General features: G+C 68.0%; 27 protein-coding genes and 1 pseudogene. 24 read left to right on the forward strand and 4 right to left on the reverse strand.

What is annotated here, in order from left to right; translation table 11 throughout:
• Positions 1-178: 178 nt before the first annotated feature.
• On the forward strand, positions 179-1,450 hold the full coding sequence (gene purD, locus ACWEO7_RS11205) for a phosphoribosylamine--glycine ligase (protein ID WP_452422697.1): 1,272 nt from the start codon (positions 179-181) through the stop codon (positions 1,448-1,450).
• 42 nt (positions 1,451-1,492) lie between these two features.
• Here the strand turns inward: purD and ACWEO7_RS11210 are convergent, their stop codons facing one another.
• Positions 1,493-2,470: a M23 family metallopeptidase gene (locus tag ACWEO7_RS11210; RefSeq protein WP_452422699.1), complete on the reverse strand. Its 978-nt coding sequence runs from the start codon at positions 2,468-2,470 to the stop codon at positions 1,493-1,495.
• 98 nt (positions 2,471-2,568) lie between these two features.
• Between ACWEO7_RS11210 and ACWEO7_RS11215 the strand changes: the two genes are divergently transcribed.
• From ACWEO7_RS11215 to ACWEO7_RS11230, 4 genes are all read left to right on the forward strand, one after another.
• Positions 2,569-3,690 carry a pyridoxal phosphate-dependent aminotransferase gene (locus ACWEO7_RS11215; RefSeq protein WP_452422747.1) on the forward strand — a complete coding sequence of 374 codons (1,122 nt, stop codon included), beginning with the start codon at positions 2,569-2,571 and terminating at the stop codon, positions 3,688-3,690.
• Positions 3,691-3,818: 128 nt separating this feature from the next.
• The gene (locus ACWEO7_RS11220; protein ID WP_355076926.1) at positions 3,819-4,517 is read left to right on the forward strand and encodes a TetR/AcrR family transcriptional regulator; all 699 of its coding nucleotides are present in this window, start codon (positions 3,819-3,821) and stop codon (positions 4,515-4,517) included.
• A 6-nt stretch (positions 4,518-4,523) separates the two neighbouring features.
• Entirely contained in the window at positions 4,524-5,945 is a 1,422-nt protein-coding gene (gene purB, locus ACWEO7_RS11225; protein ID WP_452422701.1) for an adenylosuccinate lyase, read from the forward strand.
• A 100-nt stretch (positions 5,946-6,045) separates the two neighbouring features.
• A complete protein-coding gene (locus ACWEO7_RS11230; protein WP_450026238.1) occupies positions 6,046-6,468 on the forward strand; it encodes an HIT family protein in 423 nt (140 codons plus the stop codon).
• 63 nt (positions 6,469-6,531) lie between these two features.
• On the opposite strand, the gene ACWEO7_RS11235 is transcribed toward ACWEO7_RS11230, so the two are convergent.
• A complete protein-coding gene (locus ACWEO7_RS11235; protein ID WP_452422703.1) occupies positions 6,532-6,828 on the reverse strand; it encodes a hypothetical protein in 297 nt (98 codons plus the stop codon).
• On the opposite strand from ACWEO7_RS11235, the gene ACWEO7_RS11240 reads away from it, so the two are divergent.
• Complete coding sequence (locus ACWEO7_RS11240) at positions 6,827-8,995, forward strand: S9 family peptidase (protein ID WP_452422705.1); 2,169 nt, start codon at positions 6,827-6,829, stop codon at positions 8,993-8,995. The genes ACWEO7_RS11235 and ACWEO7_RS11240 overlap by 2 nt on opposite strands.
• 144 nt (positions 8,996-9,139) lie before the next feature.
• Positions 9,140-9,841, forward strand: coding sequence for a DUF2334 domain-containing protein (locus tag ACWEO7_RS11245; RefSeq protein ID WP_452422707.1), 702 nt, complete (start codon positions 9,140-9,142; stop codon positions 9,839-9,841).
• Between the two features lie 121 nt (positions 9,842-9,962).
• On the opposite strand, the pseudogene ACWEO7_RS11250 reads toward ACWEO7_RS11245, so the two are convergent.
• Positions 9,963-10,904: pseudogene (locus tag ACWEO7_RS11250) on the reverse strand (pyridoxal-dependent decarboxylase); the annotation flags it as partial.
• A 40-nt stretch (positions 10,905-10,944) separates the two neighbouring features.
• Here ACWEO7_RS11250 and ACWEO7_RS11255 point away from each other — a divergent pair.
• On the forward strand, positions 10,945-12,411 hold the full coding sequence (locus ACWEO7_RS11255; protein WP_452422709.1) for a recombinase family protein: 1,467 nt from the start codon (positions 10,945-10,947) through the stop codon (positions 12,409-12,411).
• Between the two features lie 658 nt (positions 12,412-13,069).
• Here ACWEO7_RS11255 and ACWEO7_RS11260 read toward each other — a convergent pair.
• Complete coding sequence (locus ACWEO7_RS11260; RefSeq protein WP_452422711.1) at positions 13,070-13,399, reverse strand: helix-turn-helix domain-containing protein; 330 nt, start codon at positions 13,397-13,399, stop codon at positions 13,070-13,072.
• A gap of 165 nt (positions 13,400-13,564) precedes the next feature.
• Between ACWEO7_RS11260 and ACWEO7_RS11265 the strand changes: the two genes are divergently transcribed.
• The 16 genes from ACWEO7_RS11265 to ACWEO7_RS11340 form a co-directional block, all read left to right on the forward strand.
• A complete protein-coding gene (locus tag ACWEO7_RS11265) occupies positions 13,565-13,810 on the forward strand; it encodes a helix-turn-helix domain-containing protein (protein WP_452422713.1) in 246 nt (81 codons plus the stop codon).
• Positions 13,807-13,965, forward strand: coding sequence for a hypothetical protein (locus ACWEO7_RS11270; protein WP_450081156.1), 159 nt, complete (start codon positions 13,807-13,809; stop codon positions 13,963-13,965). Before ACWEO7_RS11265 ends, ACWEO7_RS11270 begins: the two co-directional genes overlap by 4 nt.
• Positions 13,962-14,801: a BRO-N domain-containing protein gene (locus tag ACWEO7_RS11275; protein WP_452422714.1), complete on the forward strand. Its 840-nt coding sequence runs from the start codon at positions 13,962-13,964 to the stop codon at positions 14,799-14,801. The genes ACWEO7_RS11270 and ACWEO7_RS11275 overlap by 4 nt, the downstream gene beginning before the upstream one ends.
• Positions 14,798-15,031, forward strand: a complete 234-nt coding sequence (locus ACWEO7_RS11280) for a hypothetical protein (RefSeq protein WP_452422715.1) — start codon at positions 14,798-14,800, stop codon at positions 15,029-15,031. The genes ACWEO7_RS11275 and ACWEO7_RS11280 overlap by 4 nt, the downstream gene beginning before the upstream one ends.
• A gap of 88 nt (positions 15,032-15,119) precedes the next feature.
• Positions 15,120-15,710: a hypothetical protein gene (locus ACWEO7_RS11285; protein ID WP_452422717.1), complete on the forward strand. Its 591-nt coding sequence runs from the start codon at positions 15,120-15,122 to the stop codon at positions 15,708-15,710.
• 67 nt (positions 15,711-15,777) lie between these two features.
• On the forward strand, positions 15,778-15,966 hold the full coding sequence (locus tag ACWEO7_RS11290) for a hypothetical protein (protein WP_452422719.1): 189 nt from the start codon (positions 15,778-15,780) through the stop codon (positions 15,964-15,966).
• Positions 15,963-16,778, forward strand: a complete 816-nt coding sequence (locus tag ACWEO7_RS11295) for a hypothetical protein (RefSeq protein WP_452422721.1) — start codon at positions 15,963-15,965, stop codon at positions 16,776-16,778. The genes ACWEO7_RS11290 and ACWEO7_RS11295 overlap by 4 nt, the downstream gene beginning before the upstream one ends.
• Positions 16,775-16,957 (forward strand): hypothetical protein, encoded by a 183-nt coding sequence (locus tag ACWEO7_RS11300; RefSeq protein WP_452422723.1) that lies wholly within the window; start codon positions 16,775-16,777, stop codon positions 16,955-16,957. The genes ACWEO7_RS11295 and ACWEO7_RS11300 overlap by 4 nt, the downstream gene beginning before the upstream one ends.
• Complete coding sequence (locus ACWEO7_RS11305; RefSeq protein ID WP_452422724.1) at positions 16,954-17,127, forward strand: hypothetical protein; 174 nt, start codon at positions 16,954-16,956, stop codon at positions 17,125-17,127. Before ACWEO7_RS11300 ends, ACWEO7_RS11305 begins: the two co-directional genes overlap by 4 nt.
• Positions 17,124-17,426 carry a hypothetical protein gene (locus ACWEO7_RS11310; RefSeq protein WP_452422726.1) on the forward strand — a complete coding sequence of 101 codons (303 nt, stop codon included), beginning with the start codon at positions 17,124-17,126 and terminating at the stop codon, positions 17,424-17,426. Before ACWEO7_RS11305 ends, ACWEO7_RS11310 begins: the two co-directional genes overlap by 4 nt.
• Positions 17,423-17,743: a hypothetical protein gene (locus ACWEO7_RS11315; RefSeq protein ID WP_452422727.1), complete on the forward strand. Its 321-nt coding sequence runs from the start codon at positions 17,423-17,425 to the stop codon at positions 17,741-17,743. Before ACWEO7_RS11310 ends, ACWEO7_RS11315 begins: the two co-directional genes overlap by 4 nt.
• Entirely contained in the window at positions 17,730-17,927 is a 198-nt protein-coding gene (locus ACWEO7_RS11320) for a hypothetical protein (protein WP_452422729.1), read from the forward strand. Before ACWEO7_RS11315 ends, ACWEO7_RS11320 begins: the two co-directional genes overlap by 14 nt.
• Complete coding sequence (locus ACWEO7_RS11325) at positions 17,920-18,102, forward strand: hypothetical protein (RefSeq protein WP_452422731.1); 183 nt, start codon at positions 17,920-17,922, stop codon at positions 18,100-18,102. The genes ACWEO7_RS11320 and ACWEO7_RS11325 overlap by 8 nt, the downstream gene beginning before the upstream one ends.
• Positions 18,099-18,311, forward strand: coding sequence for a hypothetical protein (locus ACWEO7_RS11330; protein ID WP_452422733.1), 213 nt, complete (start codon positions 18,099-18,101; stop codon positions 18,309-18,311). Before ACWEO7_RS11325 ends, ACWEO7_RS11330 begins: the two co-directional genes overlap by 4 nt.
• On the forward strand, positions 18,308-18,469 hold the full coding sequence (locus tag ACWEO7_RS11335; protein ID WP_452422735.1) for a hypothetical protein: 162 nt from the start codon (positions 18,308-18,310) through the stop codon (positions 18,467-18,469). Before ACWEO7_RS11330 ends, ACWEO7_RS11335 begins: the two co-directional genes overlap by 4 nt.
• Positions 18,466-18,839 (forward strand): hypothetical protein (locus ACWEO7_RS11340; protein WP_452422737.1); only part of this gene is annotated, 374 nt, incomplete at its 3' end. The genes ACWEO7_RS11335 and ACWEO7_RS11340, both read left to right, overlap by 4 nt.

The following is an 18,839-nucleotide window of genomic DNA, read 5'->3' on the forward strand; positions in this document are numbered from 1 at the left end:
AGCACTTCCTTCGGATGCTCCGGCGGCACGAGTGGTCAGGCCCCCGCTCGTGCCGGAAAGGACGACAGTGGTCGGTGTGGGCCATGTCACGCCCCACATCCGTTGTCCCCTTTCATCATCCCCTCCGCACGCACCGGCAGCGGCGAAGACGCCGAACGGCTCGTTTAGGCTGTCTGCCGTGCGTGTACTCGTCATCGGTTCCGGAGCCCGTGAACATGCCCTCGTCCTGGCGCTGCGCCGGGACCCCGCGGTGACCGCGCTCTTCGCCGCCCCCGGCAACGCCGGGATCGCCCAGCACGCGCAGGTCCGCCCGGTCGACCCGTGCGCCGCCGAGGATGTGGTCGCGCTGGCCACCGAGGTGGACGCCGACCTGGTGGTGATCGGCCCCGAGGTCCCGCTGGTGCTCGGCGTCGCCGACGCGCTGCGGTTGGCGGGCATCCCATGCTTCGGCCCGTCGGCCGCGGCCGCCCGGATCGAAGGCTCCAAGGCGTTCGCCAAGGATGTGATGGCCGCCGCGGGCGTGCGCACCGCGCACAGCGAGGTGGTGGACAACCCGGCCGAGCTGGACGACGCGCTCGACCGTTTCGGTCCCACCTGGGTGGTGAAGGACGACGGACTCGCGGCGGGCAAGGGCGTGGTGGTGACCGCCGACCGCTCCGCCGCGCGCGAGCACGGGGCCGAACTGCTCGAACAAGGCCACCCCGTGCTGCTGGAATCGTTCTTGGACGGACCGGAAGTCTCGCTGTTCTGCCTGGTCGACGGCGAGACGGTGGTTCCGCTACTGCCCGCGCAGGACCACAAGCGCGTCGGTGACGGCGACACCGGCCCCAATACCGGCGGCATGGGCGCGTACACGCCGCTGCCCTGGCTGCCCGCGCAGACCGTCACCGCGATCGTCGACGACGTGGTGAAACCCGTTGCCGCCGAGTTGGTGCGGCGCGGCAGCGGCTTCTCCGGCCTGCTCTACGCGGGGCTGGCGATCGGCGCGGCGGGGCCCGCCGTGGTCGAATTCAATTGCCGCTTCGGCGATCCCGAGACGCAGGCGGTGCTCGCGTTGCTGGACAGCCCGCTCGGCGAGCTGCTGCACGCCACCGCCACCGGCACGCTGGCGCAGGTCGCCCCGCCGCGCTGGCGCGACGGCTCCGCGATCACCGTGGTGCTCGCCGCGGAGAACTACCCGGGACGTCCGCGTCTCGGCGACGCGATCTCCGGCGCGGGCGAGGGCGCGTCCGACGAGAACGCGACGGTGCTGCACGCGGGCACCACGCAGCGCGAAGACGGCGCCCTGCTCTCCGCGGGCGGGCGGGTGCTGAACGTGGTCGGCGTCGGCGCCGACCTCTCCGAGGCCCGCGCCCGCGCCTACGACCGCATCGCCGCGATCAAACTGCCGGGCAGCCACTACCGCACGGATATCGGCTTGGCCGCCGTCGAGAACCGCATCGAGGTCTGAGCCCGCGGATCGGCGCGCTCGAGCCACCGGGTGCGTCGCGGTTCAGCCGAACGTGAGTCCGCGCACCGCCAGCCACTGCTGCGGGTCCACGTGCTGTCCGCCGACGATCACCTCGAAGTGCAGGTGCGGCCCCGTCGAGTCGCCTCGGTTGCCCATGCGGGCGATCTGCATCCCCGCGGGCACCCGCTCGCCGACCGAGACGAAGAAGTCGTACATGTGCCCGTAGACGGTGATGCTGCCGTCATCGTGGCGGATTCGCACCCACAGGCCGAAGCCCTGCGCCGGTCCCGCGTCGATGACGGTGCCGTCGGCGACCGCGTAGATGGGGGTGCCGATCGGGCCCGCGATGTCGATGCCGTTGTGGAACGTGCCCCAGCGCGAGCCGAAGCCGGAGGTGAAGACGCCGTGGGCGGGTAGAACGAAGCCCCGGCCGCCCGGCAGCATCGCCCCGGGCTGCACCGGCGCGGTTCCGGTCATCCACGGCTGCCGCTCACCGGCGACGGCGGCGGCCGCCTCGGCCTTCGCGCGTTCGAGCGTCGCGCGTGCGGCGGCCGCGACCACCGCCTGTTCGCGCAGCCGCTCACCGTTGGCGATGGCGTTCAGCAACCTGGTCACCGAGGGCGGAGTGTTCTGCATCTGCGGTGGATACGCGACGGCGACGAGCTGGGCGCGGTCCGGCGCGGGCGTGCGATCGGTAACCGTCCCGGCGAACGACATGTCGCTCGCGGCGAACACCGCGGTCGCCGCGAGCCCGCCGAGCAGCACCTTGTGCTTGCGCGCCAGCCCGAGCAACTCCTCGCCGGTGGGTTTGCGGCGCCACAGGTCACCGGGATCCGGCCTGCGCCGCCACCAGGCCCGCAGGTGGCGGCGGCGTGCCCACAGCACGCGCGGATCGAGTTTCCGGAAAAGTCGAGGTCGGGAACGTCGCGGTAGGCGCGCACGCCAGTCGCGCGGAATGACGCCTATGCCGGCTACTCCGCGCACTCGGTCGAGTCCGTCTCGTCGAGACTTATCGAGCATCGGGTAGACCATAACCGCGACTGCGCGGTGAAGCGTGCTCTACCGTCTGTCGAGTGTCCAGACAATCTCGCCGGTCGACCATTCCACCTTTCTACGTGATGGATGTGTGGAAAGCCGCCGCGGAACGCGCCCGGACGCACGGTGATGTGCTCGTGCTCGCGGCGGGGCAGCCGTCGACGCCTGCGCCCGCGCCGGTCCTGCGCGCGACCCAACTGGCCATTCAGTCCGAATTGCTGGGTTATACCGAGACTTTCGGCATCCTGGCGATTCGGGAAGCGATCGCCGAACATCATCGGGAGACCTACGGTTATCAGGTCGATCCGGACGACGTCGTCGTGACGACCGGCTCGTCCGGCGCCTTCTCGCTGATCTTCCTCGCCGCGTTCGACCCCGGCGACACCGTCGTGGTGGCGCGTCCGGGCTATCCGGCCTACCGCAACACGCTCGCCGCGCTCGGCTGCCGCGTGCTGGAGCTGGACTGCGGCGCGCAGACCAGGTTCCAGCCCACCGTCGCCATGCTCGAAGCGCTTCCGGAGCCGCCCGCCGGTCTGGTGGTGGCCAGCCCCGCCAACCCCACCGGCACCATGATCGCCCCGGCGGAGCTCGCGGCGCTGGCCCGCTGGTGCGAGGAGCACGGCACACTGCTGATCTCCGACGAGATCTACCACGGCATCACCTACGACACGGGGGCCGACAGCGCGACCTCGTCGGCCTGGGAGACCTCACGGGAAGCGGTGGTGATCGGCTCGGTCTCCAAGTACTTCTCCATGACGGGCTGGCGGCTGGGCTGGATGCTGGTGCCGAGCGGGCTGCGCCCCGCGTTGCAGCGCCTGGCCTCGAACCTGACGGTGTGCCCGCCCGCTATCTCGCAGTACGCGGCGTTGCACGCGTTCGGCGCGGAGGCCAAGGCGGAACTCGACGGGCACGTCCGCCGGTACGCGGTGAACCGCAGGTTGCTGCTGGACGGACTCCCGAAACTGGGCATCACCGACCTCGCCCCGGCCGACGGCGCCTTCTACGCCTACGCCGACATCGGCCACCTCACCGACGACTCCCGCGCCTGGTGCGCCGACGTGCTGAACCACACCGGCGTCGCGCTCGCACCGGGAGTGGATTTCGACACCGTCAACGGACACCGAACGGTACGTTTCTCGTTTGCCGGAGCCACCGCCGACATCGAGGCGGCGCTGCTGCGTCTAGGGCACTATCTATGCGTTTGAAAGCTCTGCCCGGCAAGAACTTTTCGCAGTTCGGCACCCTGGCCGCGCGGATGCGGTAAAACAACGATGGTTGCTTTTCCTCGCTGATTTCCCCTGGAAGAACTGATGACGACTGGCACGATGGCACGGTGATCACCGCGACGACCCCGAAAGGCGAACGGCGTCGCCAGGCTTTGATAGCCGCCGCTGCCGAGCTGTTGCTCGAAGGCGGATTCGAGGCGGTGCGGCATCGTTCGGTTGCGACGCGCGCTGATCTGCCTCTGGCGTCGACCACCTACTACTTCGAATCGCTGGACGACCTCATCGCGCGAGCGGTCGAGTTCAGCGGCAACGCCGAGTTGGACGCGATGCGCAGGCGAGTCGGCGAGGTGAGCCACCGCCGCCGCGGCGCGGAGGCCACCGTCGACCTGGTGCTCGACCTGCTGGTGGGCAGCGACGGGGCCGACGAGGGCGCGCGCGGACAGCTCATCGCCCGCTACGAGCGATCGGTCGCGTCGGCGCGGCACCCGGAGCTACGCGAAGTCCAGCTACGGCTGCGGGCCCAGCTGGACGAGCTGCTGGCCGACGTGCTGCGCCGATCCGACCGGATGGTGCGGCCGGAACAGTTGCGCCGACTCGTCGCGGTGGTGGACGGAGCCGTGGTCGCCGCCCTCACCGAGATGGACCCGGAACCCCGGCGGATGGCTCGCGGCGCGCTGCTGGAAGTGATCGACATCGTCGCGCCCCCGGCGCGGTCGGCGCCCCCGGAGGCGGCGGCCTACGCGGCCGCGGACAGCCCCGTGCGTGCCACGCCCCAGCAAGTGGATCGTTACCGAGCACTAGACTGACCGGACGTGAGCATCGTCCCCAATGTCCTCGCCACCCGCTACGCCAGTCCCGGGCTGGTGCATCTGTGGTCGCCGGAGCACAAAGTCGTACTCGAGCGGCGGTTGTGGCTGGAGGTGCTGCGGGCACAGGCGGAGCTGGGCGTCGACGTCCCCGACGGGGTGATCGCCGACTACGAGCGGGTGCTCGACGAGGTGGATCTGTCCTCCATCGCCGAACGCGAGCGGGTCACCCGGCACGACGTGAAGGCGCGCATCGAGGAGTTCAACGCGCTGGCCGGGCACGAGCACGTGCACAAGGGCATGACCAGCCGCGACCTCACCGAGAACGTGGAGCAGCTGCAGATCCGGCTCTCGCTCGAGCACGTGCACGCGCACGGCGTCGCGATCGCCGCGCGACTGGCCGAGCGCGCCGCGGAATACCAGGCGTTGGTGATGGCGGGCCGCTCGCACAACGTCGCGGCGCAGGCCACCACCCTCGGCAAGCGGTTCGCCTCCGCGGCCGACGAATTGCTGATCGCGCTCACCAGGCTGCGCGAGCTGATCGACCGCTACCCGCTGCGCGGGATCAAGGGCCCGATGGGCACCGCGCAGGACATGCTCGACCTGCTCGGCGGCGACCCGGCCAAGCTCGCCCGGCTGGAGCAGCAGGTCGCCCGGCACCTGGGTTTCGCGTCCGTGCTCACCAGCGTCGGCCAGGTCTACCCGCGCTCGCTGGATCACGATGTGCTGTCCACGCTGGTGCAAGTGGGCGCGGGCCCGTCCTCGTTCGCGCACACCATCCGGCTCATGGCCGGGCACGAGCTGGTCACCGAGGGTTTCCAGCCCGGGCAGGTGGGCAGCTCGGCGATGCCGCACAAGATGAACACCCGCTCCTGCGAACGGGTCAACGGTCTGCAAGTGGTGCTGCGCGGTTACGCCTCGATGGCGGCCGAGCTGGCCGGTGCGCAGTGGAACGAGGGCGACGTGTTCTGCTCGGTGGTCCGCCGCGTCGCGCTGCCGGACGCGTTCTTCGCCATCGACGGGATGATGGAGACCTTCCTCACCGTGCTGGCCGAGTTCGGCGCCTACCCGGCTGTGATCGCCCGCGAACTGGACCGGTACCTGCCGTTCCTCGCCACCACCCGCATCCTCATGGCAGCCGTCCGGGCCGGTGTCGGCCGCGAGACCGCGCACGAGGTGATCAAGGAGCACGCCGTCGCGGTTGCCTTGGCCATGCGCGAGCAGGGCCGCGAACCCGACCTCCTGGACCGCCTCGCCGCCGACCCGCGCCTCCCGCTCGACCGCCCCGCCCTCGCCGCGGCGCTGTCCGACAAGTCCGTCTTCGTCGGCGCCGCCGAAGGCCAGGTCGCCGACGTGATCGGCCAGGTGCAAAAACTCGTCGACCGGTACCCCGACGCGGCCCGATACTCGCCGTCCCCGATCCTCTAGCGCAACCGCGCCTTTCGCGGGGAAATCCTTCGTGGCGCGGGCGGGAAGCGGAACGGATTGCGTAGCACGAAGACACAGACGGCCGCATAGGCTGCGAGTCGTGAATCCCTACACGATTTTCGCCGATATCGTTGCCGGGCGAGCGCCGTCGAGCAAGGTCTACGAGGATGACGATGTTCTGGCGTTCATGGACATTCTGCCGATGACGCCGGGGCATCTGCTGGTGGTGCCGAAGGTGGCGGCGCGCAGTCTGGCGGAGCTCGATCCGGTCGTCGGGGGGAAGTTGTTCCAGGTGGGGCAGCGGCTTGCGGCGGCGTTGCGGGCCAGTGAGGTGGGGTGCGACGGGGTGAACTTCTTTCTGGCGGATGGAGTTACCGCCGGGCAAGAGGTATTCCACGTCCACTTGCACGTGATCCCTCGCACGCCGGGCGACGGGTTCGGTTTGCGCGGCCGCCCGACCAGTCCGCGGCGGGAGGATTTGGACTATCTGGCGGCCTCCATCCGGGGCGCACTGAAGGACTGAATTCGCCGCGCCGCGTCCGCGAGGTCGAGCGGCTCGCCCGGTGGTTTCCCAGCCGTTGACTGCTCAGTCGCGGACCAATTCGGCCGCGGTCCGATTCGGGTAGTCGCTGTAGCCCTCGGCGGTGCGGCCGTAAAGGAACTCCTCGCGAATCGGCGACACGATCGGCGAACTGCTGCCGTGCATCCACGACGTCGACGGCACGCCAACGCCAGGGCGACGCCGTTCCTGGTGGAAAAGCTCACCGAGGAACGCGCCAGGATCGATCAGGCGATGCGCGATCTGCGCCGGACGGGTGACGTGCTCGACGGCATCATCCAGGCGGCGGGCGGCGAGGCATCCGGACAGTAGGGTGGACGCCATGGCTCTCGACAGCGGAACGATCTCCGAACCCGGTAGCGGCGCGGTGGCGCCGCCGGTCGCCAAGACGGTGCCCACCGAGCGGGTGCACCACGGCGACGTATTCGTCGACGAGTACGAGTGGCTCCGGGACAAGGACAACCCCGACGTCATCGCCTACCTGGAGGCGGAGAACGCTTACACCGAGGCGCAGACCGAGCACCTGAGCACGCTGCGCGAGACGATCTTCGACGAGATCAAAGCGCGCACGCAGGAGACCGATCTGTCGGTGCCCACCCGGCTGGGCGACTACTGGTACTACTCGCGCAGCTTCGAGGGCAAGCAGTACGGCGTGCACTGCCGGTGCCCGGTCGCGGCGGGCGCCGAAGGCATCGATGCGTGGACTCCGCCGCAGTTGAACGCCGAGACCGAGGTCCCGGGCGAAGAGGTGCTGCTCGACAGCAACGAACTGGCCGAAGGACACGATTTCTTCTCGCTCGGCGCGTTCTCGATCAGCCATGACGGCACGCTGCTCGCCTACTCGGTGGACAACGTCGGTGACGAGCGGTACGTGCTGCGCTTCAAGGACCTGCGCACCGGCGAACTGCTCGGCGACGAGATCGCGGGCACCGCTCCGGGCGCGACCTGGTCGCTGGACGGTAGCCACGTCTTCTACCAGACCGTCGACGAGTCGTGGCGGCCCGATACGGTATGGCGGCACCGGCTCGGCGCCACCGATCCCGACGTCAAGGTGTTCCACGAACCCGACGAGCGCTATTGGGTGAGCATCGGCGCGAGCCGCTCGGAGAAATACCTGATGATCTGGGTCGGCTCCAAGATCACCAGCGAGGGCTGGGTCCTCGAGTCCGACGATCCCGAGGGTGAGTTCCGTGTGCTGCTGCCGCGCCGCGAGGGCGTCGAGTACTCCGCCGAGCACGCGGTGATCGGCGGCGAGCACCGCTTCCTGATCCTGCACAACGACGTGGTCGACGGCGTCAAGGCGGAGAACTTCGTGCTCGCCGAGGCGCCGGTGGACGACCCGTCGAACCTCACCCAGCTAATCGGCCATCGCGAGGACGTGCGGCTCGAGGACATCGACGCGTTCCGCGACCACCTGGTGCTCAGCTACCGGCGCGAGGCGCTCACCCGCATCGCGGTGTGGCCGCTGACCGACTCCGGTTACGGCGAGCGCCGCGAACTCGACTTCGATCTGGAACTCTTCGCGGTCGGCGTCGGCTCCAACCCGGAGTGGGCGCAGCCGACCCTGCGCATCGGTGTGACCTCGTTCATCACGCCGATGCAGGTGTTCGACTACGTCCCGGTCACCGGTGAGCTGCTGTTGCGCAAGGAACAGCCCGTGCTCGGCGGCTACGACGCGAACGAGTACGAGCAGCATCGGGATTGGGCCGTGGCCGAGGACGGCACCCGGATTCCGATCTCGCTCGTGCGGAAGAAGACGACGGCCGACGGGCCGAAGCCGCTGCTGCTGTACGGCTACGGCTCCTACGAGGCGAGCATCGACCCGTCCTTCTCGGTTGCCCGATTGTCGCTGCTGGATCGCGGCATGGTCTTCGCGGTCGCGCACGTGCGCGGCGGCGGCGAGATGGGCAGGCTCTGGTACGAGCACGGCAAGACGCTCACCAAGAAGAACACCTTCACCGACTTCGTCTCCGCCGCACGGCATCTCGTCGACACCGGGGTGACGGCCCCGGACCGGTTGATCGCCGACGGCGGCAGTGCGGGCGGCCTGCTGGTCGGCGCGGTGGCGAACCTGGCTCCCGAACTTTTCACGGGCATCCTGGCGAACGTCCCGTTCGTCGATCCGCTCACCTCCATCCTCGATCCGTCGCTCCCGCTCACCGTGATCGAGTGGGACGAATGGGGCAACCCGCTGGCCGACGAGGACGTCTACGCGTACATGAAGTCCTACTCGCCGTACGAGAACGTCGAGGCCAAGGACTATCCGGCGATCCTGGCCATCACCAGCCTGAACGACACCCGCGTGCTCTACGTCGAGCCGGCGAAGTGGATCGCCAAGCTGCGCGCCACCGCGACCGGTGATGCGCCGCTGTTGCTGAAGACGGAGATGAGCGCGGGCCACGGCGGGGTCAGCGGGCGCTACGAGAAATGGCGGGAAGTGGCCTTCGAGCACGCTTGGATTCTGGACACGCTCGGTCTCGCCGGCGCGTAGCGCACCGGCGCGCCGAGGCCTGCCATCGGGTAGCATCGGCGCGCCGACCGCGGGGCGACCGCTCGGCACAGGCGTGGCGGAGTGTTCGCCACGTGGTCATACAGGCTGCACATCACGGACACGTGCGGCTGGCACCGTGGGGTCATGAACGCTGAGTTGATCGTGTCGATTTCCGGGATCAGGGACACCACCCGGGACACGGCGATCGAATTCGCCGAAGAGATGGATCGGCGCGGCGTGCCGCTCTCGCTGCTGGTCGCGCCGCGGCTGAAGGGCAAATACCGGCTGCTCGAGGATCCCGCGACGCAGGCCTGGCTGCGCGGCAGGCGGGCTCGCGGCGACGCGATCGTGCTGCACGGCTACGACCAGGCGGCCACCAAGCGGCGGCGCGCCGAGTTCGCCACGCTGCCCGGACACGAGGCGCGGCTGCGGCTGACCGCCGCGGACCGGGTGCTGGAGCAGGCCGACCTGCGCACCCGGCTGTTCGCTGCTCCCCGCTGGGATGCCTCGTCGGGGGCGCTGGAGGCGCTGCCAGGAGCCGGTTTCCGGCTGGCGCTCGGCCTCACGTCGATCGTCGACCTGGAGCGCAACACGGCGCAGAAGGCCAGGGTGTACGGCATCGGCGAGGGTTTCCGCGCGGAACCGTGGTGGTGCCGTGCCCTGGTCATGGGCGCCGGGCGCACCGCCCGTCGCGGCGGGGTGCTGCGGCTGGCCGTGTCCGCCGCCCAGCTGGGGCGGTCCGGCCCGCGCCAAGCCGTGCTCGACGCCGTCGACCTCGCGCTGTTCCACGGTGCGGTGGGCGCCACCTACCGGTGGGAGCCCTTCGCGGCGGCTCGGGCCGCATGACTGACGCCGCGGGCGACGGTGGGTCGGTTCCATCGCCCGCGGCCGGTCGGGACCGCCTTCGCGCGGCCGATCGGCGCCGCCGCCCGCGAATGGCGTAGCCGGGCGGCGGCGCTGTCATTGCTCAGGACGCGGCGATCGACGGGTTCGCCACGGCGGGCGCCGCGTTGTGGGTGAAGCCGCCCGCCTCGGCGCGCGTGAGCGAGGTCGAGAACGGCCGGTGCCGTAGCTGCCGCATGCAGCGGCCGAGGTCCGCGAGCAGCAGGTCGGCCATGTCGATGGTGAAGCCGTGGCGCAGCACCGCCCGCATCACCGTTTCGTCGTTCCGGTCGGCGGGCAGCGGATAGGCGGCGATCAGCCAGCCTCGGGAACGCAGCCGGTCGGACAGGTCGTAGAGGTTGAAGCCTGGATCGCCGGTCAGGCGCCAGCACACCGCCGTGATGCCGCGCTGCGGGTCGCCGTCGTGGATCAGTTCGAAGACCCCGAGCGCGCGCACTCCGGCGGCCAAGTGCTGCGCCGCGCGGTAGATCGTGGACTGCACCCGCGCGTAGCCGGTGCGCCCCAGCCGGATGAACTGGTAGTACTGCGTGATCGCCTGCCCGCCGGGCCGGGAGAAGTTCAGGTTGAAGGTGGCCATGCTGCCGCCGAGGTAGTCGACGTCGAAGATCAACTCCTCCGGCAGGTCGCCGGCTTCGCGCCAGATCGCCCAGCCCGCGCCGAGTGGGGCCAACCCGGTCTTGTGGCCGGAAGCGTTGATCGACTTCACCCTGGGCAACCGGAAATCCCAGACCAGATCCGGTGCGGCGAACGGGGCGAGGAAGCCGCCACTGGCCGCGTCGACATGAATAGGGATGTCCAGGCCCTTCTCCCGCTGCAAGGCGTCGAGCGCCGCGCTGATCCCGGCCACATCCTCGAACAGGCCGGTATAGGTCTGCCCGAAGGTGGGCACGACCATCATGGTGTTCGCGTCGCAGTACTGGGCGAGGTCGTCGGGGTTCATGGTGAGCCGCTCGCCGCGTAATGGGATCTGGCGGATCTCGACATCGAAATAGCGCGCGAATTTCTCCCAACTGACTTGTCAATAGCGGGGGTGTTAAAGTCCCTGCATGGCAGCACATTCCCGTCGCTCGCGGTCGAGGAAGCCCATCGAGCGAGCCGTCATCTACGCCCGCGTCTCCAAGGACGACACCGGCCGAGGCCGCTCCTGTAAGGAGCAAATCGACGCCTGCACCGACAACTGCGAGTACGAAGGCTGGCCGATCGCAGCGACTCTCATGGACAACGATAGAGGCGCATCCCGACATTCGAAGGGCGAACGGGAGTCGTTCAAACGGCTGCCGGACGTACTGCGGCCGGGCGACGTGCTGGTGGTGTGGGAGCCTTCCCGTATCACCCGTGACATGAAGGTGTTCGGCGACTTCTGCGACCTGCTCGCCGAACGGGAGGTGCGGCTGTACTACGACGAGCGCACCTACGACATGGATGATGACGACGACCGTAACCATGTATGGCAGGACATCCTCGACGGCGCGAAGCAGGCCGGCAAAACCAGGAAGCGGGTGATGCGCGCGATGGACGTGAACCTGAAAGAGCGCAAGCAGCACGGCAAACAGCCGCCCGGGTATGTGATCGAACGCGACCCGAGGACGGGCAAGCCAGTGAAGCGAAAGGTGCACTTGGAGCAGGCGCGCATCCTCCGGATCGCCGCCGACCGCGCGCTTCAGGGGGAGTCGATGAGGTCGATCAGCCGAGACCTCGCTGCGGAGTGGATGGCCGCCGACGGGCGGAGCTTCGATCCCCGCGATGTGAAGCGGTTCCTCACCTCGCCGACTACGTTCGGGTTCCGTGTGCACTATGGCGAGATCGTTGGCGAGGGGAATTGGGAGCCTGCCCTGGACCCGAAGCTGTATCCGCGCTTGTCTTCCCTGCTGAACAACCCGAAGCGGTTGAGTCAGCGCGGCTCCGAACCGCGGTGGTTGTTGAGCTCCATCGCACGGTGTGGGGTGTGCCTTGAGATGGGGGAGCCTGGGGTGATCGACCACAAGCGGGCACGGTCGCTGCGCCACGGGGATGCGTACACGTGTCGCAAGTACAACCATGTCGCAAGGGATATGGAGAAGGTCGACCGGTTTGTGCAGGAGCTGCTGCTGCGGTTGTTCGAGCAGCCGGCGACGTTGGCGAAGCTGGAGGCGGGCGACGACGGCGGCGGGAGCGCGGCGGACGCCGACCTAGCGTTGATCGAGCAGTTGCGCACGGAGATCGCGACGTTCGTGCGTGACGCGGCGAAGACGCGTATGTCGGCGTTGACGGTGGCGCAGTTCGTGGAGCCGCTGGAGGATCAGATCGACGCGGCGCTGCGGCGGGTGAACTCCGCTGGTGCTGTGGTTGATCCGGCGCTGCGGCGGGTGCTCGGTCCGAATGCACGTGCAGAGTGGGCGGGTATGAAGATCCCGGAGAAGCGGGACACGATCAGGGCAGCGGCGCAGGTGACGATCGTGCGCGTCGGCAAGGCGGGCCGGTTCAGTCCGATCGGCGTGGAGGTATATCCGGTGTCGTTACTCACGACACGGTAACGATTCGGATTTTCCGGATTATTTGCTACGACAGCGCAGTTCGTGAACTGCGCATGACCGGTGCATGAATCGGTCTTGACCCAACAGCGTCATATCGTGGGCGTTCCCGGGCTCAGGTGTAGCCAGTTCCATGCGTACCACGAGTCGAATCCCATGGCTTGCTGGAGATTTGCCAATGATCGCCCCCGTTACCGTCTGGAAATACATGCAGGATTCCCCCTGAAAACTATAGGCGTCCCGACCAGCACTCACTATGATCTGATCCACGGTTGATAATTGGACGATCAGGGCGGGGCCTGGTAGCTGAGGGGTGACGACGTGGATGCGGATGGGGCAGGCTCGTTATCGGGGATGGTCTCATGACCAGCATGGAACCCGACCTAGGCTCAGCACCGGAAGATCTCGCCAGACTGGTCGGTATAACAGTTTCGGAGCCGTGCGGAACAGTTGCCATTCAAGGCGACTGGGCGATCGTGGGAACGGTGATCCAGCTAGGTCAGTCCGTTGAAGCAGTTCCCCGTGAGGGCGCAACCGGAGTGCAGTGCGATCTCGTCGTGGTGATGGCGACGATGGTCGGCTTGCGGGGTCGAGATGCCTTGACCGACTGGCAGTACTTCCCGGGCATTGGATGGGCGACGGACGTCCGTGTTCGCCACCCCTACGACGAGCGCTTGCGCCGACGCAGCTTCTCCGCCTGCTCCGACGAGGTGGGCACGTTGCTGGCTATGGCCGGGTCCATCGATCCGTCCGGCAGGTAGATCTCGTCCTTCTTCGCGCGCTCCTCGGCGTGCTTGATCGCCGAGTCTATGAAGTCGGCCGTCCTCATTTCCAGGGCACGCGCGATCCTATCGACCTGCTCCAGATCGATCGCGCGCTGACCGCGTTCCATTCGGCTCAGTGTTGCCACGTTGATGTCCGCAGCCTCAGCTAGAGCGTCCTGTTTCATGCTCCGCGCCGCCCGCTGTGAGCGTATTTCGGCGGCGACCATCAGGGTGAGCTCCCCGATGTCGCGAGGGTTCGTAGCCACCCCAGAAGAGTAGAGCCTTAGTTGCCATATGGAAAAGAGGACGTTTCCAGGAACTGGGGATGTCCTCCCAAAACGCAATGCTGCGAATGCTAGACGGACTTGCCAAATGGTCGTAGACTCGACCGTATGGCAAGTACCGCCGGATGGCCGCGCGAGGTGGCGCAGCGCATCAGAAAAGCGATTCGAGACTCCGGCTTAGCCGAGCAGCGGATCGCGGAACTGTCGGACATTCCGATGACTACCTTCCGCCGTCGAGTGCGTGGCGTCAATCCGTGGACGCTCACCGAGATCAGCGCTGTCGCAAAGGTGCTGAACATCGACCCTCGCAAGCTGGTCCAGGTCGACGACGACCGGTCGAGGGAGGCGTCGTGAGCGCGCCGCGTCCCGCCGTCGATCCCGTCATGGAGGCGTGGATCGAGGAGCAGATGAAGCACTTCAAGCCCGGTGACCTCGACAACGCCGTCCGCGTGTGGCGGCAGATCCGTCGTCGGAAGGCCGCAGCCGCACAGAAGGGAGCGGCGGCATGAGCGCCGATCTGGTCTTGTTCGTGTACGAGGGCGCGCAGGTACGCTCCGTCCTCATCGACGGAGAGCCCTGGTTCGTCGTATCCGACGCCGCGAAGATCCTCGGCTACCGGGATGCCAGCAACGCCGCGCGGCTGCTCCGCCCACATCAGCAGGGGTACTCAGAAGTGAGTACCCCCAGCGGAACTCAGCGGATGCTGGTCGCGAGCGAGGGCGGAGTGAACCGCCTCATCATGCGGAGTAACGCGAGCAACGCCGAGGCGGTTCAGGACTGGTTCACCGACGAAGTCCTCCCCACGATCCGCAAGACCGGTGGCGCGTACATCGCTCCTGGTTCGCAAGCGGAGATGGACCTCACCAACCCGGACACGGCGCTGGACAAGCTGATCGAGGTGGCCCAGGTTGCGAAGGCGGAACGGGCGGCCCGGCTGGCGCTGCAAGAGCAGATCGAGGCGGAGCGCCCGATGGTGGAGCGCGCCAAGAACCACGCCAGCGGATCGGGTTTGAAGACCCGCCAGCAGTTCTTCCGCGAGGTGAAGCAATGGGCGCAGGACCAGCACGGCGTTACGGTGAAGCAGGACCACGTGATGACGTTCCTGTCGACCAAGAAACTCGGCCTGTTCGCGCGCGGTAACCGAGCGGACGCCGGGCAGGCGACGGCGTGGGCGATCGAGAAGGGCTACGCGGTCAACAAGGAGGACACGACCGAGTCCGGCCGGAACGTGGTCACGGGCAAGTTGACCGCGCGCGGCCAGGACTACGCGTGGGAGCGGATCTTCCGGTACATCGACGCCAACGGCACGTTGGAGCTGCCGCGCCAGATCGGCGGTGTGGCATGAGCCACGGCCAGAAGCCCCGCGTCCGCACGTTCTTCCCGCGCATGAAGGTGCGTCGCCCGCACCGTCCGCGCCCGTGGATGGTCGTGCTCTGGGACGAGCACTTCCAGCCGATCTGGTGGACCCGACGCAACCGTGGGAAGCGGAAGGTGCAGTGCGCCTACTTCTACTGCGGTCCCGCTGATGGCGTCGGCCACATGAAGATCACCGGCATCCCGGGCGGTGCGTCGTGATCACTCTGTTCGCTGCCGCCGCGGCGGGTTCCATCCTCGGCTTCCCCCTGTTCCTGTTCCAGTCCTATGCGGCCCGGGGGAGGCGGAAGTGACCGTCAGAGACCTGTTCACGATCGCCTCCCGGCTGGGTTGGCTACTGGACCTTCGCCGGTTCCCGGCCACCCCGTTGCCGTGGAAGCGCTGCCACTGCGGCGCTCTCGCCGACTACTACGACGGGCTGGCCGGTGGAGTCTGGTGCTGGCCGTGCAAGTACGCCATGCACGAGACGTGTGAGTGCAGCGACCCCGCCACGTGGGGGCCGAACGGCGAAACCTCCGACTCCCTCGGCGCGGTAACCCCCCTGCCTGCTGCCGAGGGTGGGCGTCCCGGCGGTGAGGCTGCGGTACCCCCTGCCGCGCCCCGCCGGGACGTGCCCGACGAGCAGACGGCCGCGATGCGGCGCTGGTACGACGCGCTGTTCCAGATCGCTGACAACCCGTGCTCGAACGGCGACGCGGCGTTCTCCTGCTCCGACCTGCCTATCAGCCGGGCGGAGTGGTGCAGCTACTGCATCGCCTACGACGCCCTGAACCCCTCATCCCCGGCTGGCGTCAGCCCTGGAGGTGAGGTCGCACACCCCGAATCGCCCAGTGCTGGCGATCACGGTGATTCGGGGTGTGCCCCCAACTTCCCGTCCTGAAAACGGGATTGGCCGCCGAGTGTGCGCTCGACGGCCGTAACTCCACAACGAGAAACGAGTTTACACGATGACCGTGCACTCCGACGCCTACGAGGCGTACGTACTCCAGCTCCTGGCCCAACCGCCCGATTCGTTCGACCACCTCACCGCCGTCGCTGTCGCCACCTGCGCGACGGACGACGCCCTGGAGAAGCTGCTGTTCGACATGTACACCGAGGACCCCGTGGGCAGCCACGAGTTCGAGGTGGCCGCGTGAGCCGCGAAGTGCGCCGTGTCCCGGTCGATTTCGACTGGCCGTTGAATGAGGTATGGGGCGGCTACCTCACCCCGGAGAAGTTCCACGAGGAGCGTTGCCGGGACTGCTACGGCCGAGGTGCCACCCCTGCGCACCAGTGGATCGAACGCATCGCCCTGATGCTCGACCAGCTCGTGGAGGACGTGGCCGACAAGGCTGCTGGCAAGCCGATGCATCCGTGGCTGGAGAAGGACACCTACCCGCCGGTCAACCGCGACAACATTCTGGCCCAGCGCGGAATATGGGTGGACTACGAGGTGGTACGGCCGTCCGCCGACATCATCGAATTCGCCCAAGCGCTCGTGAAAGACGACAAGTACGAACGCAACCGGAAGATCCGGCTCGGCCCGTTCGCGCAGAACCGAGCCGCCATCACGCGCGGACTGCTTCGCCTCGCGGGCATGCCGGAGAAGTGGGGCTGGTGCCCGACCTGCAACGGACACGGAAGCGTCGAGAAGTACCCGGGTCAGCGCGCCGAAGCCGAAGCGTGGGAGCCGACCGAACCGCCGACCGGTGAGGGCTGGCAGCTGTGGGAGACCGTGTCCGAAGGCTCCCCGATCACGCCGGTCTTCGCGACCCGTGAGGGCTTGGTGGATCACCTGTGCTCGCCAGCCTATGAGCGTCGCCTGACCCGCGACGAAGCCGAGGGGCTGGTTGCGGCTGGCTGGGTTCCGTCCGGCGTCGGCAACCGCAACGGCTTCGCCTCCGGCGAGCAGTCGGAGGGCGAGTTCGCGCGGATCGTGCTGGGGCTGCCGGAGCGGGGTGAGTCATGAACCTGCATCTGCCTCACCCGCACATCCCGGAACGCGTGGAGGCGTTCGCGCACTGGCTGGCGCATGAGCGTCCCATGCCGAAGCGGAAGGTTCCGCCCGCCGACGACTGGAACGACTGGCATTACGCCGACGCCAAGCCCGATTGGGAAGACCGAAACGACGAGGGGGAGACCCGATGAGTCAGGAATTCGTCGCGGCGACACCGGAGCAGGTCGCCGGGATCCAGGCGCTGCCCTGCGACATGTACACGCAGGACCCGTATCCCTTCGCCTGGTGCGAGACCCACGACGAGACGTTCCCGCTGGGCGGGGTGTGCCGGTTCTACAAGGAGGAGGGCGAGACCCGATGAGCCAGAACCAGACCACTCGACGCACGGACGAGCAGCTGCGGCGGATCGCCGAGGGCGCTGACCTGTATCCCGATGAGCGGACACCGCAAGCCAGAGGTGTCGCCTCAATGGCGAAAGAGCTGCTCGCTCTGCGCACCCGCGCCGCCGAGCTGGAAGCTGAGCGGGATTCCGCGCGTGCCCAGTTCGGCCTCCTGTTCGACTTCCTCGCCGAGCGCGGAGCGTCCTTCACCACCGAGCAGGGGAAGGTCGTCGCGGTCCAGATGCCGACTGGCGATCAGGAAGCGCAGGTGCAGCGATGACCGAACCCAACCACTGGATGAACCGTGCGCCGGACATGCTGCGCGATCTCGAAGGCCCCGACGGTGAACCGCTGGCCACGCACTTCGACCGCCGCTGGCTGTGGCGACTGGAGGGCTTCCTCGCCGTCAATGGGACCACCGAATACCACCACAAGATGCGCGCCGATCTCTATCAGTACCTGTGCGAGACGTGCGAGCACGTGTGGCGTGACCTGGGTGACCTGACGCCGACACCGTCGGTGCAGTGCCTATGGTGCAACACCGTCCGCGAGGTGTCCAGCTTCCCCGCAGGGGAGGTGCCCGATGACCGCGCGTGAGCCCTGGTTTCGCTCTTACGAAGCCGCCGCCGAGCGCACCGAGCGGACCGAGGTCGCCGAACTCCCCGTGCACGAACTCGCCTTGGCCGCCGCCGCAGAGCACTGGCTTGACGCCATGCCCCCGTTCTCCCTGCTCGACACCGTCGCCGAGGCAACCGACCTCGGGGGTGATGACTGTGCGTGAGCCGTGGTTCGAGCGCATCGAAGCCACCCAGCAGCGCAGCGGATTCCGGATGCATGTGTGCATGCACGCGTTCTGCAACTGCACTGACTGCCAGAACGATCTGGCGTTGCGCCGCGCTGCCGTGATCAACCGCAGCGAACCGCAGGCGCCGAAGGTGATCGGAGGTGCGTCGTGACCTTCCTGAGCGACTTGCTCGCCTACGCCTGGGAGTTGATCGCCGCTGGGTTCATCGCCGGTGCCCTGTCGTGCATCTGGCTCGGGCAGGGCAGGGACTACTCCGGCGCCCCCGTCGAGGACGAGGAGCTGGAGGAGTTCGACGACACCGCGGCGTGGGACCGCGGACATGACGAGTGGGTCGACGAGCAGACGGGGGTGTCGTGGTGACCGAGCATCACCGGTATCTCACCGAGGCCGACCAGGAAGCCCTGACCACTGGGCTGGTCCGCATGGGATTCGACCCCATCGTCATCACCCAAATGGTGAAGCAGGCCAGCCGCGTGCCCGTGACCGTGTTTGCGGCTCAGGGACGGAGAACCTCGTGACCGACACCAACCAGCTGATCGTCAACTTCCGTGGCGGTGTCGGGGAGGTGACGCCGAACAGCGCCGAGGAGCAGGCGAAAGCGCGGCGCACCGCTGCCCACTACGCCGAGAACGCCGACGAGCTGAGGACGTTCCTGGACATGCTCGGCCTGACGCCGGAGAAGGAGCCCGCACCGAAGAACACGCACTGCACGGAATGCTGCGCCCCGATGTCCCGGAAAAGTATCGCGGGGCACAAGATGATGGGCCGCGACGGCCTGTGCCGGCCCTGCACCCGGCGTGCGGAGGAGGCGACCAAGCCCCGACGTAACTACGTGCGCACCGCACCGTCGAGGAAGCGGGGACAGAATCCTGGCGAGTGCGAACGCTG

The sequence above is a fragment of the Nocardia sp. NPDC004260 genome, assembly GCF_053603155.1.

Bases quoted from the DNA above. Each gene is read 5' to 3' on its own strand.
- ACWEO7_RS11300 (WP_452422723.1), top strand. From the start codon at position 16,775: ATGAACCTGCATCTGCCTCACCCGCACATCCCGGAACGCGTGGAGGCG.
- ACWEO7_RS11290 (WP_452422719.1), top strand. From the start codon at position 15,778: ATGACCGTGCACTCCGACGCCTACGAGGCGTACGTACTCCAGCTCCTG.
- ACWEO7_RS11315 (WP_452422727.1), top strand. From the start codon at position 17,423: ATGACCGAACCCAACCACTGGATGAACCGTGCGCCGGACATGCTGCGC.
- ACWEO7_RS11310 (WP_452422726.1), top strand. From the start codon at position 17,124: ATGAGCCAGAACCAGACCACTCGACGCACGGACGAGCAGCTGCGGCGG.
- ACWEO7_RS11265 (WP_452422713.1), top strand. From the start codon at position 13,565: ATGGCAAGTACCGCCGGATGGCCGCGCGAGGTGGCGCAGCGCATCAGA.
- ACWEO7_RS11275 (WP_452422714.1), top strand. From the start codon at position 13,962: ATGAGCGCCGATCTGGTCTTGTTCGTGTACGAGGGCGCGCAGGTACGC.
- ACWEO7_RS11255 (WP_452422709.1), top strand. From the start codon at position 10,945: ATGGCAGCACATTCCCGTCGCTCGCGGTCGAGGAAGCCCATCGAGCGA.
- ACWEO7_RS11240 (WP_452422705.1), top strand. From the start codon at position 6,827: ATGGCTCTCGACAGCGGAACGATCTCCGAACCCGGTAGCGGCGCGGTG.
- ACWEO7_RS11260 (WP_452422711.1), bottom strand. From the start codon at position 13,399: ATGGTCGCCGCCGAAATACGCTCACAGCGGGCGGCGCGGAGCATGAAA.
- ACWEO7_RS11245 (WP_452422707.1), top strand. From the start codon at position 9,140: ATGAACGCTGAGTTGATCGTGTCGATTTCCGGGATCAGGGACACCACC.
- ACWEO7_RS11320 (WP_452422729.1), top strand. From the start codon at position 17,730: ATGACCGCGCGTGAGCCCTGGTTTCGCTCTTACGAAGCCGCCGCCGAG.
- ACWEO7_RS11215 (WP_452422747.1), top strand. From the start codon at position 2,569: ATGGATGTGTGGAAAGCCGCCGCGGAACGCGCCCGGACGCACGGTGAT.
- ACWEO7_RS11280 (WP_452422715.1), top strand. From the start codon at position 14,798: ATGAGCCACGGCCAGAAGCCCCGCGTCCGCACGTTCTTCCCGCGCATG.
- ACWEO7_RS11305 (WP_452422724.1), top strand. From the start codon at position 16,954: ATGAGTCAGGAATTCGTCGCGGCGACACCGGAGCAGGTCGCCGGGATC.
- ACWEO7_RS11210 (WP_452422699.1), bottom strand. From the start codon at position 2,470: ATGCTCGATAAGTCTCGACGAGACGGACTCGACCGAGTGCGCGGAGTA.
- ACWEO7_RS11235 (WP_452422703.1), bottom strand. From the start codon at position 6,828: ATGGCGTCCACCCTACTGTCCGGATGCCTCGCCGCCCGCCGCCTGGAT.